This is a genomic window from Roseateles koreensis, from assembly GCF_028595305.1.
Lineage (GTDB): Bacteria > Pseudomonadota > Gammaproteobacteria > Burkholderiales > Burkholderiaceae_C > Paucibacter_A > Paucibacter_A koreensis.
Map to the genome: position 1 here is coordinate 184760 of NZ_JAQQXS010000002.1, position 14483 is coordinate 199242.

Below are 14483 nucleotides of genomic sequence, written 5' to 3' on the forward strand. Positions count from 1 at the left end.
TTTGCTAGGAACAGCCCGGGATTCTAAGGCCTCTAGGGTGAGTCCTCTAAGCAGAGGCGCAAATCACTCCAAAGATCCTTCACCGGCCGGGCAAATCCGGTGGGCGGCGGCGGTTGCCGACACCTCAATTCGAGTCAGTTCAACTCAAGTTCAATTCATATACATGCCGCCATTGACGTGCAGTTCACTGCCCGTAATGTAGGCGGCCTTGGGCGAAGCCAGAAATGCCACGGCCTCGGCAATCTCTCGCGCCTCACCCAAACGGCCAACCGGGATCTGCGCCAGCAGCGCCGTTTTTTGCGCTTCGGGCAAAACTTCCGTCATGTCGGTGGCAATGAAACCGGGCGCCACGCAGTTGACGGTGATGCCCCGACTGCCCAGTTCACGCGCCAGCGAACGCGTCATGCCGGCCACACCGGCTTTGGCCGCCGCGTAGTTGGCCTGGCCCGCGTTGCCGGAGGCGCCCACCACCGAGGTGATGTTGATGATGCGGCCATAACGCTGTTTCATCATGGTGCGCATCACGGCGCGGCTCATGCGGAAAACTGCCTTGAGATTGGTGTCCATCACCGCATCCCAATCGTCGTCCTTCATGCGCATGGACAGGGTGTCGCGGGTGATGCCAGCGTTGTTGACCAGGATCTGAAGGCCGCCATCGGTCTTGACGATCTCGTCGATCGCCAACTCCACAGCCGCCGCATCGTTCACGTTCAGGGCAATACCGCGGCCACCCAAAGGGGCCAGCGCTTCGCTGATCGACGCTGCGCCGGCTTCGGTGGTGGCGGTACCGATCACCACCAGGCCCTGCTCGGCCAGGGTGAGGGCGATGGCACGGCCAATGCCGCGGCTGGCGCCGGTGACCAGGGCAATCTGGCCCTTGAATTGCTGTTGTTCACTCATGGCTAGTCCTGTTCAGTCTTGTCTTGTGCCCATCAACCCAGCAGGGCACGTGCCTCGGCCAAGCTAGAGGGGTCAAAAATGGTGGCGCTGAGGAGTTCGCCATCAATGCGCTTGGCCATGCCGGCCAGCACCTTGCCGGGGCCGCATTCGATGATGTGGGTGAGGCCCTGGGCCTTCAAGGCTTGTACCACCTCCACCCAACGCACGGGGCCGAAAGCCTGACGGTACAAGGCTTCACGCAGGCCCGCAGCATCGGTCACGCTGGCGACGTCGATGTTGTTGATGACCGGGAATTGCAGCGGCGCAAAGGCCGTGTCGGCCAAGCGCAGCTTCAGACGCTCTGCCGCAGGTTTCATCAGGCTGGAATGAAACGGTGCTGACACCGGCAGCAACAGCGCGCGCTTGGCGCCGGCCGCCTTCAGCAACTCACAAGCCTTGTCCACCCCGGCCTTGCTGCCGGCGATCACGGTTTGTTTGGGATCGTTGAAGTTAACGGCCTCCACCGCCTCACCACTCGCCACAGCCGCCTGCGCGCAACCGTCGCGTACCGCCTGAGCTTCCAGGCCCAGAATGGCGGCCATGGCGCCCACACCCACCGGCACAGCCTCTTGCATGGCCTGTGCGCGGAAGCGCACCAGCGGCAAGGCATCGGCCAGCGTCAAGGCGCCAGCGGCCACCAGCGCGGTGTATTCGCCCAGCGAATGGCCAGCCGCAGCCGCCGGCATCAGGCCGGTTTCAGCAGTCCAGGCGCGGTAGCAGGCGATACCCGCCGTCAGCATCACCGGTTGGGTATTGGTGGTCAGGTCGAGTTGTTCTTTGGGGCCCGTCTTGATCAGGGCCGCCATGTCTTCACCCAGGGCTGCTGAAGCCTCGGCCAGCGTGCGGCTCACCTCGGGGTGATCACCCCAAGCGTCCAGCATGCCCACGGCCTGCGAGCCTTGGCCGGGAAAGACGAATGCGAATTTTGCAGTCATGGTCTTCTATGAATGAATAGGGGTTGGGAGGGCGTAGGCTTTCAATGCGGATGGATCGAGCAGATAGAGATCGGCCGATCAAAAATCCAACAACACAGCGCCCCAGGTGAAGCCACCGCCCACGCCTTCAAGCATGACCGTGTCGCCCGACTTGATGCGGCCGTCGCGCACCGCCAGGTCGAGCGCCAGCGGAATCGAGGCGGCGGAGGTGTTGCCGTGCTGATCAACGGTGACGATCAGCTTGTCCAGAGAGAGCTTCAGCTTCTTGCAGGTGCCGTGCATGATGCGCAGATTGGCCTGGTGCGGAATCAGCCAATCGATGTCAGCGTCCGAACGGCCAGACTTTTCGAGCACCGAACGTGCCACTTTGTCCAGTACACCCACCGCGAGCTTGAACACTGCCTGGCCGTCCATACGCAGCAAGGGGCTGCCCGTGACCTGCCCGCCCGACACACTGCCCGGCACGCACAATATGCCCGCATATTGGCCGTCAGCATGCAGCTCGGTCGCCAGAATGCCGGAGGTATCGCTGGCGCTCAGCACCACCGCGCCTGCGCCATCACCGAACAGCACGCAGGTGGTGCGGTCCTTGAAATCAAGAATGCGCGAAAACACTTCGGCGCCCACCACCAGGGCCTTGCGTGCCGAGCCGGTGCGGATCAACGCGTCCGCCACGGTCAGTGCGTACACAAAACCTGAACACACCGCCTGCACGTCAAACGCGGCACCACCGGCAATGCCCAGCTTATGCTGCAACAAGCAAGCGGTGGACGGAAACACCATGTCCGGCGTGGATGTGGCAACGATGACCAGATCGATATCGGCGGCGGTGATGCCCGCTGCCTCGATGGCGGCGCGGGCCGCTGGCAGCGCCAATTCGCTGGCCGTCACGCCGGCGTCAGCGAAATGACGTGCGCGGATGCCAGTGCGCTCGACAATCCAATCGTCCGAGGTCTCAATCCCGTCAGCCGCCAGTTGGTCGACCAAATCCTGATTGCTCAAGCGGCGCGGTGGCAGATAGCTGCCGGTACCGATGATGCGGGAATAACGGGAAGAATGCGGGTAAAGCGCTGCAGATGCAGGCTTGGAAGAACTATTCTGTTGCGAGGTCATGCAGCGTGAGCGACGCCAGTCGCCTGGTTTCCTGATGCGGCCGCCTCACCCTGAATCTGCTGCCCAGCCACCAAAGGCATGGCCTGCAGCGTTGCAATGATGCGGTCATGAACCCGGTCCAACAACCGGTTGCGGGCCGCATCATAAGCCCGGTTCAAGGCGTTTTCGAAGGCATAGGCATCGGCCGAACCATGGCTTTTGAACACCAAACCGCGCAATCCGAGCAATGCCGCGCCGTTGAAACGACGGTGATCCACCCGACCTTTGAAGCGCTTGAGCACGGGGATGGCGAGCATTGCTGCGGCCTTCGTCAGCCAATTGCGGCCAAACTCTTCGCGAATGATCGTAATGATCATGGTCGCCAAGCCCTCGGCAGTTTTCAGCGCAACGTTGCCAACGAAGCCGTCACAGACCACCAGATCGGTCGTGCCCTTGAAAATATCATTGCCTTCAACGTTGCCAAAAAAGTTCAATTGGCCCGCCGCATCGGCCTGGCGCAGCAATTCGCCCGCGCGTTTGATGGTCTCACTGCCCTTGATCGCTTCTTCACCGATATTAAGCAGCCCCACTCTGGGTTCAGTTTTGCCGTCAACAGCCTGCACCAAAGCGCTACCCATCACAGCAAACTGAAGCAGATGCTCCGCCGTGCAATCCACATTGGCGCCGAGGTCGAGCATGGTGGTGTAGGCCCCCAACTGATTGGGCATGACGGAGGCAATCGCCGGGCGATCGATGCCCTCCAGCGTCTTGAGCAGGTAGCGCGACACCGCCATCAAGGCGCCCGTATTGCCCGCCGAAACGCAGGCATCGGCCTTGGGCGGGGCATCACCCACCGCCTTCAGCTGGCTGATCGCCACCCGCATGGACGAATCCTTCTTGCGACGCAAGGCCACCTCGACCGGATCGTCCATGGTGACCACCTCGCTGGCGGGCACCACGCTGCAACGCGGCCACTGCGCCGCCTCAGCCAGCACCTCAGGCAAACCCACCAGCACCAGTTCAGCCTGCGGATGCTTGGCCAGAAACGCCTGGCAGGCCGGCAAGGTGACCGAAGGGCCGTGATCGCCCCCCATGCAATCCACCGCGAGACGAACCACGGCCAGGGGCTGCAGTTGCGAGCCCTCGGGCCGGACGGAATTGCTGCTTGCTAATTCAGGTGACATCAGATCAGGGCAGGTTGGACCGTGAGGGAAGAATTCCCAACGGCAGAAACACAAAAACCCGGCACTGCATCAAGGCACAGGCCGGGGTTTCGTGAGAACGCCAGAAAAGCTTGGCTCAATCATCGCCGGGTTTGAAACCCCGCGAACGAGCACAAGACCAATCGATGATTAAGCGTCAGCCTTGGTCTTCAGGACCTTGCGGCCACGGTAGAAGCCGGTGGGGCTGATGTGGTGACGCAAATGCACTTCACCAGTGGTCGGCTCGATGGCAGTACCCGGGGTAACCAGGGCATTGTGCGAACGGTGCATGCCACGCTTGGAAGGCGACTTCTTGTTTTGTTGAACGGCCATGAAATTCTCCTAAGGATCCGGTGATTGAGACTGAGGCTGCGGCAGATCTGGAGCCAGATCAATGCCCAAACCCCGACTCACACCCCGGACGCCGCAATTGCTGTGCACGAGACTCATGCGCACCATGCGCGAAGCCGCCTTCAAACACTGCAAATTCGCCGCTGAACCACAGAGCCCAAACAGTGAGTGTATTTACTCCACTGATGAGCACTGCGCACGCCGCGCACTTGCCGCATTCATGCCTGCTTTTGACTCTCGAACCGGGGAAAGCCCGTGATTGTAGCATGAGCCATCAAGAGACTCAAGCCAAGGGCCGGCACCGCAAGCTCAGCCCTTGTCTTTTTTCAGCGCCGCCAAGGCCGCGAATGGGTTCGGGCGCTCGTCCTCAGAAGCCTCCTCCAACGTCACGACGCTGGCCGGTGGCAGCAAGGGTTGGGGGCATTCTTCATGGCGCGGCACCAGGGGCAAGGACAAAAGCAACTCGTCCTCCACCAACTCCAAAGTATCCAGGCTGCGGGACAGCACCAACACGTCGTCGTCGCTCTCTGCGTCCAGCTCAGCCGCCTCAGACTCGGTGCGCGCAAAACGGTACCAGCGCGACATGGACAAATGCTCCCGCACCGGCTGCAAGCAGCGCTGGCAGGTGAGGCTGACTTGCGCCGAAGCCTCCAGCGACACCCAGACTTGCGCCTCACTGCCACGGGGTTCACGCCGCTCGCCCGTCAAGGTCCATTGAACGGGGGGCCAAGTCGAGGCCGGCGCCTCGGGGGCGGCAAACTCAGCCACTCGCTCAAATTCAAGCGCCGGCCATTCGCCACTCAGGGTTGCGCCTTCACGGGCAAAAGCTGCCACGTCGAGTTTGCGCGCTAGGAATGCATGTTCTTTCATGGGCTCAAGTGTAGGGCGAGCGCACTCGATGCGAAAATCGCCCGATGCATGATGACGCCCCCTCCCCCTCCAACGCCTCAACGGTACGCCCGCTGATTCTCGGCTCCACCTCACGCTACCGGCGTGAACTGTTGCAGCGCCTGGGCCTGCCTTTCGAGGTCTGCGCTCCTGACGTGGATGAAAGCCCTTTGCCTGGCGAAACACCCGCCGCATTGGCCGCCCGGCTCGCCTTGGCCAAGGCCTGGGCGGTGGCCCGACAACACCCTGAGGCGCTGGTGATCGGCTCCGATCAGGTAGCCGATCTTGAGGGCGAACCCATCGGCAAGCCTGGCACCCACGAGCGCGCACGCGAGCAGCTCCGCCGCATGAGCGGCAAGACGGTGGTGTTTCAAACCGCAGTTGCCGTGGTTTGCGCCGCCAACAACTTCGCCCGGCAAGACCTGGCCCCGGTGCGCGTGCAGTTCCGCACCTTGTCTGCCGCTGAAATAGAAAATTACCTGCTCGCCGAGCAACCCTACGACTGTGCCGGCAGCGCCAAGTCCGAGGGCCTGGGCATCAGCCTGCTGGCAGCCATCCACTCCGACGACCCCACCGCCTTGATCGGCCTGCCATTGATCCGCACCTGTGAGCTGCTGCGCGCCGGTGGCCTTGACCCTCTACTGAAACCAGCCGCCCAGGCCGGAGCCACCGCATGAAAAAAGGCCGCCTCTACCTGATCCCCAACACCTTGGACTTCGGCGTCGAAGGCGCTGCTGTCGACCTGCAAACCGTGCTGCCACTGCACGTGATTCAAACCGCCGCACGCTTGAACTATTGGGCAGCCGAAAGCGCCAAGACCACCCGTTTCTTTCTCAAGCGCGTGGACGCCATCTGCCCGCTGGAGCAACCCCTGCAAACGCTGAACATCACTGAGCTGCCCCGCCCACCCAAGGGCCGGGCCGCCGACCTGGTCAACCAGAACCAGGCCTGGAACGCCCTGCTGGCCCCGGCACTGGCAGGGCACGACATGGGGTTGATCTCTGAAGCCGGCCTGCCTGCGGTAGCCGACCCGGGCGCCTTACTGGTGGCCGCCGCTCACGCCGCTGATGTCGAGGTGCTGCCACTGAGCGGCCCCAGCGCCTTGTTGATGGCCTTGTCGGCCAGCGGGTTGAATGGCCAAAGCTTTGCATTTGTCGGTTACTTGCCAGTCGAAGCCCCCGCCCGCAGCGCGCGCATCCGCGAGCTCGAAGCCTTGTCGGCCCGCCAGCAACAAACCCAGCTGATGATCGAAACACCCTACCGCAACTCGGCCCTGCTGCACGCATTGCTGAGCAGCTTGAAGCCACAGACGCGGCTCTCCATCAGCTGCGGCCTGAGCCTTGAGCAAGGCTGGACACGCAGCGCCACGGTGGCCGAATGGCGCAGTTCAGGCGAATCCATGCCCGACAAGATTCCGGCGGTGTTTGCACTGCTGGCGTGACGGAACAAACAAAAAGCGAAAGGGCCGGCCAAGCTGCCAGCCCCTCTCTTTCTCAAACGCCGTCGCTAAGCACTGCTCAGCGACTCTGAGGCATCGCCTCAAGAAGCCAAGTGCCGATCAGGACTCAGCAGGCGCAGGCTGCTTGGCGCCAAACAAGGCTGCCACTTTGCGTTTGGGCTTGATGTTGGACGACAAGCCGCGCGGCGCGGCTGCTGCGGTGCTGCCCTTGTCCCAGGCGGGCAACTCGGTGCTGGCACTGGCCTCGTAAGGCTTGTCAAAAAACGCATCGCGTGCAGGCCGGTGAGTGGGGCGCGGCGCGGGCGCGGAAGCCGCCGGCGCGGCATAACTGCCCTCACCCTCACGCGAAGCGCGGCTGCTGCGATCGCCACGATCAGCGCGCTCCCCATAACGTTCACTGCGACGCGGGCGCTCGTCATCCAACTCGATAGCTTGCAAATCGATGGTGCGTTTAAGCAGTTTTTCGATATCGCCGACCAAACGTGCATCCGAGCGTGTGACCAAGGTCACCGCGATGCCAGAGGCGCCAGCGCGGCCGGTGCGGCCGATGCGGTGCACATAATCTTCCGCGTTGAAGGGCACGTCGAAGTTGAACACCGCAGGCAAGTCGGCAATGTCCAGGCCGCGAGCAGCCACATCGGTGGCCACCAGCAAATCAACCTCACCGCGCTTGAAAGCTTCCAGCGACTTCAAACGCTCGTCTTGCGACTTGTCGCCGTGCAGCGCGGCAGTTCTCAAACCATCACGCTCGAAAGAACGCGCCAGACGCGCCGCGCCCAGCTTGGAGTTCACAAACACGATGGACTGCGTGATGCTGCGGTCCTTCAGCACCTTGCGTACAACGCCGCGCTTGTCGTCGTCTTCCACGCTGTAGAAAATCTGCTCGACATTGGTGGCTGTGGCATTGGGCCGCGCCACTTCCACCAGAATCGGCTCTTGCAAATAACTTTGCGAGAGGCGTTTGATTTCCGGCGAGAAGGTGGCCGAGAACAGCAAGGTCTGCCGCGTCTTGGGCAGGTAGCTCAGGATGCGCTGCAAATCGGGCAGGAAGCCGATGTCCAGCATGCGGTCCGCCTCGTCCAGCACCACGTACTCAACCTGATTGAGCACGCAGTTCTTGGCTTCAATGTGGTCCAGCAAGCGTCCGGGCGTGGCAATCAAGACCTCGACGCCCCCCTTGAGCACCAGGGTTTGCGGCTTCATGTCGATGCCGCCGAACACGCAGGTCACCCGCAGATTCGTGTGCTTGGCGTAGGCCTTGATGTTGTTGGCCACTTGGTCGGCCAACTCACGGGTAGGCGCCAAAACCAGCGCACGCACAGGATGGCGCGCGGGTGAGGCGCTGGCATTTTCATGCTTGAGCATGCGCTGTAACAGCGGGATGGAAAACGCGGCCGTTTTGCCCGTACCGGTCTGGGCTGCGCCCATGACATCGCGCCCCTCCAACACAATAGGAATGGCCTTGGCCTGGATGGGCGTCATCATCGCGTAGCCTGAGTCGGCGACAGCGCGGAGCAGCTTGGCGTCAAGCGGCAGAGTGTCGAAGCGCGCGGGTGCGGCTTCCATGTGTTGGGTTTCGGTCATCCCGAGATTATCCGCTATGTCCGAAAGTCCTCGGGTTTGCCCGGATTTGGCCGCATGCGAACGGCGCTGCTACGCCGACTGACGCCCCCGCGCATACGCATCCAACGCGGCGTCTTGAAACGCACAATGCGCCAGTACAAGCCCACATACAGGGCACCAAACACCACCATGCACGCCATCAGCATCGGGCTTGAATCCCAGAACAACAGCGCCGGGATGAGCGAGGTCAGGCACAACGTCCACAAATATGGCGCCGTCATGGAGTTGCGCCGGGTCATGGCGCGGGCGTCACGGGCGCCCACCGCCCAACGCATCAAACGACGGTAAATCAAGGAGTGCAGGTGAATGCCGTCGGGCAAACCCGGTGGTGTGGCACGAATGAACCGCCGCCGGTAAATCGAGAACAAGGTTTCGAACACCGGGTAAATGCACACCATCAAAGGAAACAGCGGCGACACCTGAGGGTGACGCGCAATCAGCAAAATGCCGATTTCGGCCAAGAAAAAGCCAATGAAATACGCTCCGCCATCGCCGAGAAAGATCAGGCCCGCCGGAAAGTTCCAGACAAAAAATCCCAGCACCGCGCCCACGCCCGCCAGGGCCCACAGGGCCAACTCCGCATCACCCACTTGGTAGGCTACATACGCAAACACCAACAACATCAGGGTCACGCACATGGCAGACAGGCCATTAAAACCGTCAATGATGTTCACCGAGTTCGCCACGCCTGCCACCGTGAACACGGTGGCGGCCAAGGCGCCCAAGGGCATGCCCACCAACCAATCCAGGCCCCAAATGTCAGTGCGGGTAATTTTTCCGTCCAAGATGTAAAAAGCCAACGCTGCTGACACCATGGTGGCCAGCAAACGCTTGCCCGGGGAAACTTTTTTGGTCAGGTCTTCAGTCAAACCTGCGGCAAAAGCCGGCAGCCCGCACAGCAGCAGCAAGCCCCCCAACTGGGCACTGACCAAGCCTTGCTGATACGCCAGGACCACACCGGCCAATAAACCCACAAAAAGGCCCACCCCCCCTATGCGAGGCACCGGCTTGATATGAAATTTTTGCGGGCCAGAGAGATCCCCGTCCGCCGACAAATGGCCTTCACCTCGGGTGAAATGGATCACCAGCAAAGTCACCACGGCGGCAACAAAAAATGGCACGAAAAAATAGGTCATGGGCGCAGTGTATCCATCACGCCCAAGGGTTCCTACTGATCCCCCACCCGCCGGGGCTAGAATCCGCCGCGTTGGCCTGCCACACCGAGCTAGACTCGGCGACTGCCGACAAAAAACAACATTGAGCGAGCGTCCATGAAATTGAGCGAGTTTCGAGAAGCCTTCTTGTCGAACCCCCACGGCAACCCAGCCCCACAAACGGCCGCCCACTTCCCAACGCACAAGGCGAGTTCCTTCACCTTGATGGCCCTGGCGGCCGCCCAGACGCTGCTGCTCACCACGTCCGCCCTGGCGGCGGGCAGCACCGACCCAGCCAATGACAACAGCGGCCCCGTACGCCTGCAAACGAATGGCGGCGCCAACGCCAGCTACGGGCGGCAGAACGACGACCCACAAGGCAATGGCAACAATAGCGACAACGCGGATGGTTTGCCCACCACAAGCACAACCACCAACTCTCGACGCTATCCCGACAGCGACGCGGGACGAGTCGGCGGGGATATGAGCCGCTTCGCCGCCAGCGACTTTGAGCGTTATGTTCAAACCGCTGCCGGCAGCAACCAATACATCCGCCGCTTCGGCGCCGAGTTGATGAGCCCCAACGGCCGTACCGGCATGGGACAAGAAGCCAGCAGCCAAATTCCGCAAGACTATGTGATCAGCGTCGGCGATGAGGTTCAAGTCACCTTGTGGGGTTCGGTCGAGGCTGACCTTCGCCTGAGCGTCGACCGCAGCGGCCGCATCACCCTGCCCCGCGTCGGCCCCGTCATGGTGGCCGGTCTGCGCTACGCAGATCTGGCGCCCTCCATCGATCAACGCGTGAGCCAGGTCTTTCGCAACTACAAGCTCAGTGCCTCACTGGGTAAATTGCGCAGCATCCGGGTTTACGTCACCGGATTCACGCAGCGCCCCGGCGCCTACACCTTCAGCAGCTTGTCGACCCTGGTCAATGCCTTGATGCAAGCAGGCGGCCCCTCTTCAGCGGGCAGCTTCCGGCAGATCGAATTGCGCCGCAACGGCAAAACGGTCAGCACATTTGACTTCTACGACCTGCTGATCAAAGGCGACAAGTCCGCCGACCGCACGCTGCAGGCCGAAGACGTCATCCACATCGGCGCCGTGGGGCCACAGATTGCCTTGATCGGCAGCGTCAACAAGCCCGCCATCTTCGAGCTCAAACCCCAAGACACCCTGGACGATGTGCTCGCCATGGCAGGTGGTTTCACCGCCGTGGCCGACCGCAGCCGCCTCACCGTCGAGCAGCTAGACACCCGTAACGACGTACGTGTGATTGAACTCAAGCTACCCCAACAAGGCAAAGACAAACCCCGCAACGGCGACGTGCTGCGAGCCTTCAGCGCCGTTGAAGCCTCGCTGCCGCAAGCCCGACAAAGCAAACGCGTCAAGGTGGAAGGCGAAGTGCAACGCCCCGGCGAGTTCATCCTGCCTGCCAACAGCAGCCTGGCCGACGCCATCAAGGCAGCCGGCGGCCTGACGCCAGGCGCCTACGTCTTTGGCACCGACTTCAGCCGGGAAAGCGTGCGCATCACGCAGCAAGAAAACTATGAACGCGCCCTGCGTGACCTCGAAACCGAGCTGACCCGCACCAGCGCCACCCAAAAAGCACTGAGCGCCGACGACGCCGCCATTCAAAGTTCAAAAGCCCAAGGCTCCAACCGCCTGATCGAACGCCTGCGCGCTGTCAAACCCACGGGCCGCATCGTGCTGCAACTCAACCCCAGCACCAAGACCCTGCCTGAGCTGGCACTTGAAGATGGCGACCGCCTGCTGATCCCCAGCCGCCCCAACACCGTGGGCGTGTTCGGCAGCGTCTTCAATGGCGGCAGTTATCTCTATGCCGATAGCAGCTCGGTCACTGACTTCCTCAAACTGGCCGGTGGTCCCACCCGCGGCGCCGACACCGGCAGCATCTTCGTGCTGCGCGCCAACGGCAGCGTGGTGAGCGCTCGCCAAAAGTCCGGCTGGATCCTCGGCGGCGGTGGCCTTGAAGGCCTGCCCGCCCTCCCCGGCGACACCGTGTTTGTGCCCGAAGAAATGAACAAGTCCACCTTCATGCAAGACGCCAAAGAGTGGACGCAGATCTTGTACCAGTTTGGCCTGGGTGCTGCGGCGTTGAAGACCATCAAGAACTAAGCGCTGGTCCACTTTAGATCTCATTCAGATCTCAACCCAGCCGACACTGCGGAGCCACTGCGCGTGAGCCAAAACAACACAAACCAAGACCCACTCGACCCCTTCGACCTGCCTGAGAATGAAGGGATTGACATGCTGGACCTGCTGACCATCCTGGCCAGTCGCTGGCGCCTGCTGCTTGCAGCCCCCGTCGCGGTCGGTGCAGTCGCCTTTGGTGCGAGCTACCTTATCGCCCCCACTTTCACCGCCAAAACCACCTTTCTGCCGCCACAACAGCAGCAAAGCTCGGCAGCCTCCGCCCTCGCTTCGCTAGGCGCTCTTTCAGGCTTGGCGGGCGGCATGGCTGGCATCAAAAGCCCGGCGGATCAATACGTTTCGCTGATGCAGAGCGTCAATGTCGAAGACCGCATCATTGACCGCTTCAAGTTGATGGAGGCCTACGAGGCCAAATACCGCTTCCAGGCTCGCAAGGAGTTAGAGCAAAACGTTCGCATTTCGCTGGGCAAAAAAGATGGGTTGATCAGCGTTGAAGTGGATGCTAAAAACCCCCAAGTGGCCGCCGACATGGCCAACCAGCATGTGGCCGAATTGCGCCGTTTGACCTCCGAGTTAGCGTTGACCGAAGCCCAACAACGCCGTGCTTTTTTTGAAGCTGAGTTGAAACGCACTCAACTCAAGTTGGTGGAAGCCCAGCAAATCCTGCAAAGCAGCGGCTTCAACCCTGGCGCCTTGAAAGCCGAGCCCAAGGCCGCGGCTGAGGGCTATGCCACTCTCAAAGCCCAAGCGACTTCGGCGGAAGTCAAACTTCAAACCATGCGCCGCGGCTTGGCCGACACCGCACCTGAAATCCAACAGCAAGAATCATTGCTGGGCGCACTGAAATCCCAACTCGCCAAGTTGGAGGGTTCGAACCGTGACCCCAAGAACGACTCCGACTACATCAGCCGTTACCGCGAATACAAATACCAAGAAACCTTGTTCGAGCTGTTCTCCAAGCAGTTCGAGATGGCCCGCCTGGACGAAAGCCGCGAAGGCGCGCTGATTCAAGTTGTCGACGTGGCCACGCCAGCAGAGTACAAGAGCAAGCCCAAACGCGCCTTGATGGCGATTTCATTCACCTTTGCCGCATTCTTTGTTTTGGTCATCGGCTTGCTGAGTCGCCATTTCTGGCGCGAGGCCAAAACCCGCCGCGAGGACACTGAAAAATTGGGCGTCTGACCCCCCTTTGGCCAACCGCGAGACCAAGCCCTCCCATGGTAGAGTCGAGTCCGTTCATGCAGTGAACATATGCAACTCACAGGACGCTCATGCAAGGCGATGATCTCGACTACGAACTGCTGCGCAAGATAGAAGAATTGAACAGCACCAACCAACGCGACCTGGCTGCACGCTTGGGCATCAGCGTCGGCAAAGTGAATTTCTGCTTGCGTGCGGTTATCGAAAAGGGTTGGGTCAAGGCCAACAACTTCAAGCGGGCTGATAACAAATGGGCTTACGCCTATTTGCTGACACCGAGTGGGGTGAGTGCAAAGGTAGGTTTGGCAAAGGCTTTTTTGGAACGCAAGGAACGTGAGTTCGAACGCCTACAGAAAGAAATCTCTGCCTTGCGCCAAGAGGCTTTGCAAGAACAAGCCGGCGAATAGCCTTTGATTGTCCGTAAACACCAAAATGAAACCCGCCGAATTCGGCTGAAATGAAATGCCCGTCGTCACCACATCCAGCGGCAAGCAATTTGAAATCCGGAGCGATGAAACGTTGCTGGAGGGCGCACTTCGGCAAAACATTGCCTTGGGATACAGCTGCCGCACCGGACGATGCAGCTCCTGCAAAGGGCGAATTCGGCGCGGCGCCACTTCGGCTATTGCGGACGAACAAGGCCTCACGACAGCTGAAATAGATGCCGGCTGGATTCTGACCTGTGTGCGCCACGCCGACTCCGACATAGAAATTGAAGTCGAAGATTTGAGCCAATGGCCGCTGGCGCCCGCCCTGACCCTGCCCTGCCGAATTCATTCGCTCGACCGGTTGGCTGCCGACGTCATGAAGGTTTTACTTCGTCTGCCGCCGTCAACAAAGTTCCAATACCGACCGGGCCAATATATCGACATCATTGGCGGCAATGGTGTCCGCCGCAGCTACTCCGTGGCCAATGCGCCCAGTGCGGACAAGTTGCTTGAGCTTCATATCCGCGAAGTCGAAGGCGGCGCGATGAGCAGGTACTGGTTCACTGAAGCGAAGGTGAACGACTTGCTCCGTCTGAACGGCCCGCTGGGTACATTCTTCCTGCGGGAATCAGCTAGCAAGGACCTTGTTTTCCTGGCGACAGGCACGGGTATTGCTCCCGTCAAGGCAATTCTTGAGCAACTCGCCGAACTGGAAAGCCCCTTCAAACCACGATCGGCCACGGTGTATTGGGGGGGGCGGCTTCCTGCTGATATCTATTTTGATGTTGCGGTGCCCGATGTCCCTCTGCGCTTTGTGCCGGTACTTTCTCGGGCGAATGCTGATTGGACTGGCGCGCGCGGCCATGTGCAGGAAGTATTTCTGGCCTCGCAACCGTTGCTGAATGAAACCCTGGTATTTGCCTGCGGCTCCGATGCCATGATCAACAGTGCGAAATTGTTGCTGGCGTCGGCCGGTTTGCCGGATGGGCAGTTCCATTCCGACGCGTTTGTCTGCTCCGCCACCAACTGATTTGGAAGGA

At 60.9% G+C, this 14483-nt stretch carries 14 protein-coding genes; 6 read left to right on the forward strand and 8 right to left on the reverse strand.

What is annotated here, in order from left to right:
* Nucleotides 1-150: 150 nt before the first annotated feature.
* The 6 genes from fabG to PRZ01_RS02645 all read right to left on the reverse strand — a co-directional run bounded on the left by fabG (nt 151) and on the right by PRZ01_RS02645 (nt 5389).
* Entirely contained in the window at nt 151-900 is a 750-nt protein-coding gene (gene fabG / locus PRZ01_RS02620) for a 3-oxoacyl-ACP reductase FabG (protein ID WP_273595201.1), read from the reverse strand.
* Between the two features lie 32 nt (nt 901-932).
* The gene (gene fabD / locus PRZ01_RS02625) at nt 933-1874 is read right to left on the reverse strand and encodes an ACP S-malonyltransferase (RefSeq protein ID WP_273595202.1); all 942 of its coding nucleotides are present in this window, start codon (nt 1872-1874) and stop codon (nt 933-935) included.
* Nucleotides 1875-1952: 78 nt separating this feature from the next.
* Complete coding sequence (locus PRZ01_RS02630) at nt 1953-2987, reverse strand: beta-ketoacyl-ACP synthase III (protein ID WP_273595203.1); 1035 nt, start codon at nt 2985-2987, stop codon at nt 1953-1955.
* On the reverse strand, nt 2984-4084 hold the full coding sequence (gene plsX, locus PRZ01_RS02635) for a phosphate acyltransferase PlsX (protein WP_273595370.1): 1101 nt from the start codon (nt 4082-4084) through the stop codon (nt 2984-2986). Before plsX ends, PRZ01_RS02630 begins: the two co-directional genes overlap by 4 nt.
* A 234-nt stretch (nt 4085-4318) precedes the next feature.
* Nucleotides 4319-4501, reverse strand: coding sequence for a 50S ribosomal protein L32 (gene rpmF / locus PRZ01_RS02640; protein WP_009552540.1), 183 nt, complete (start codon nt 4499-4501; stop codon nt 4319-4321).
* A 327-nt stretch (nt 4502-4828) separates the two neighbouring features.
* On the reverse strand, nt 4829-5389 hold the full coding sequence (locus PRZ01_RS02645) for a YceD family protein (RefSeq protein WP_273595204.1): 561 nt from the start codon (nt 5387-5389) through the stop codon (nt 4829-4831).
* Nucleotides 5390-5433: 44 nt separating this feature from the next.
* Between PRZ01_RS02645 and PRZ01_RS02650 the strand changes: the two genes are divergently transcribed.
* The gene (locus PRZ01_RS02650; RefSeq protein ID WP_273595205.1) at nt 5434-6084 is read left to right on the forward strand and encodes a Maf family nucleotide pyrophosphatase; all 651 of its coding nucleotides are present in this window, start codon (nt 5434-5436) and stop codon (nt 6082-6084) included.
* On the forward strand, nt 6081-6848 hold the full coding sequence (locus PRZ01_RS02655; protein WP_273595206.1) for an SAM-dependent methyltransferase: 768 nt from the start codon (nt 6081-6083) through the stop codon (nt 6846-6848). The genes PRZ01_RS02650 and PRZ01_RS02655 overlap by 4 nt, the downstream gene beginning before the upstream one ends.
* A gap of 117 nt (nt 6849-6965) precedes the next feature.
* On the opposite strand, the gene PRZ01_RS02660 is transcribed toward PRZ01_RS02655, so the two are convergent.
* Together PRZ01_RS02660 and PRZ01_RS02665 are read right to left on the reverse strand one after the other, a co-directional pair.
* Nucleotides 6966-8450, reverse strand: a complete 1485-nt coding sequence (locus PRZ01_RS02660) for a DEAD/DEAH box helicase (RefSeq protein WP_409993794.1) — start codon at nt 8448-8450, stop codon at nt 6966-6968.
* A gap of 14 nt (nt 8451-8464) precedes the next feature.
* The gene (locus PRZ01_RS02665) at nt 8465-9625 is read right to left on the reverse strand and encodes an MraY family glycosyltransferase (RefSeq protein WP_273595207.1); all 1161 of its coding nucleotides are present in this window, start codon (nt 9623-9625) and stop codon (nt 8465-8467) included.
* 135 nt (nt 9626-9760) lie between these two features.
* On the opposite strand from PRZ01_RS02665, the gene PRZ01_RS02670 reads away from it, so the two are divergent.
* The 4 genes from PRZ01_RS02670 to PRZ01_RS02685 all read left to right on the forward strand — a co-directional run bounded on the left by PRZ01_RS02670 (nt 9761) and on the right by PRZ01_RS02685 (nt 14473).
* On the forward strand, nt 9761-11779 hold the full coding sequence (locus tag PRZ01_RS02670) for an SLBB domain-containing protein (protein WP_273595208.1): 2019 nt from the start codon (nt 9761-9763) through the stop codon (nt 11777-11779).
* Nucleotides 11780-11842: 63 nt separating this feature from the next.
* Nucleotides 11843-12997 (forward strand): Wzz/FepE/Etk N-terminal domain-containing protein, encoded by a 1155-nt coding sequence (locus tag PRZ01_RS02675; RefSeq protein ID WP_273595209.1) that lies wholly within the window; start codon nt 11843-11845, stop codon nt 12995-12997.
* An 89-nt stretch (nt 12998-13086) separates the two neighbouring features.
* Nucleotides 13087-13422: a MarR family EPS-associated transcriptional regulator gene (locus tag PRZ01_RS02680; protein WP_273595210.1), complete on the forward strand. Its 336-nt coding sequence runs from the start codon at nt 13087-13089 to the stop codon at nt 13420-13422.
* Nucleotides 13423-13477: 55 nt separating this feature from the next.
* Nucleotides 13478-14473 (forward strand): FAD-binding oxidoreductase, encoded by a 996-nt coding sequence (locus PRZ01_RS02685; protein WP_273595211.1) that lies wholly within the window; start codon nt 13478-13480, stop codon nt 14471-14473.
* The last annotated feature ends 10 nt before the right edge of the window (nt 14474-14483 follow it).

Coding starts and splice junctions, on each gene's coding strand:
- fabG (WP_273595201.1), bottom strand. CDS start 900: ATGAGTGAACAACAGCAATTCAAGGGCCAGATTGCCCTGGTCACCGGC.
- fabD (WP_273595202.1), bottom strand. CDS start 1,874: ATGACTGCAAAATTCGCATTCGTCTTTCCCGGCCAAGGCTCGCAGGCC.
- PRZ01_RS02630 (WP_273595203.1), bottom strand. CDS start 2,987: ATGACCTCGCAACAGAATAGTTCTTCCAAGCCTGCATCTGCAGCGCTT.
- rpmF (WP_009552540.1), bottom strand. CDS start 4,501: ATGGCCGTTCAACAAAACAAGAAGTCGCCTTCCAAGCGTGGCATGCAC.
- PRZ01_RS02645 (WP_273595204.1), bottom strand. CDS start 5,389: ATGAAAGAACATGCATTCCTAGCGCGCAAACTCGACGTGGCAGCTTTT.
- PRZ01_RS02650 (WP_273595205.1), top strand. CDS start 5,434: ATGCATGATGACGCCCCCTCCCCCTCCAACGCCTCAACGGTACGCCCG.
- PRZ01_RS02655 (WP_273595206.1), top strand. CDS start 6,081: ATGAAAAAAGGCCGCCTCTACCTGATCCCCAACACCTTGGACTTCGGC.
- PRZ01_RS02660 (WP_409993794.1), bottom strand. CDS start 8,450: ATGACCGAAACCCAACACATGGAAGCCGCACCCGCGCGCTTCGACACT.
- PRZ01_RS02665 (WP_273595207.1), bottom strand. CDS start 9,625: ATGACCTATTTTTTCGTGCCATTTTTTGTTGCCGCCGTGGTGACTTTG.
- PRZ01_RS02670 (WP_273595208.1), top strand. CDS start 9,761: ATGAAATTGAGCGAGTTTCGAGAAGCCTTCTTGTCGAACCCCCACGGC.
- PRZ01_RS02680 (WP_273595210.1), top strand. CDS start 13,087: ATGCAAGGCGATGATCTCGACTACGAACTGCTGCGCAAGATAGAAGAA.
- PRZ01_RS02685 (WP_273595211.1), top strand. CDS start 13,478: ATGCCCGTCGTCACCACATCCAGCGGCAAGCAATTTGAAATCCGGAGC.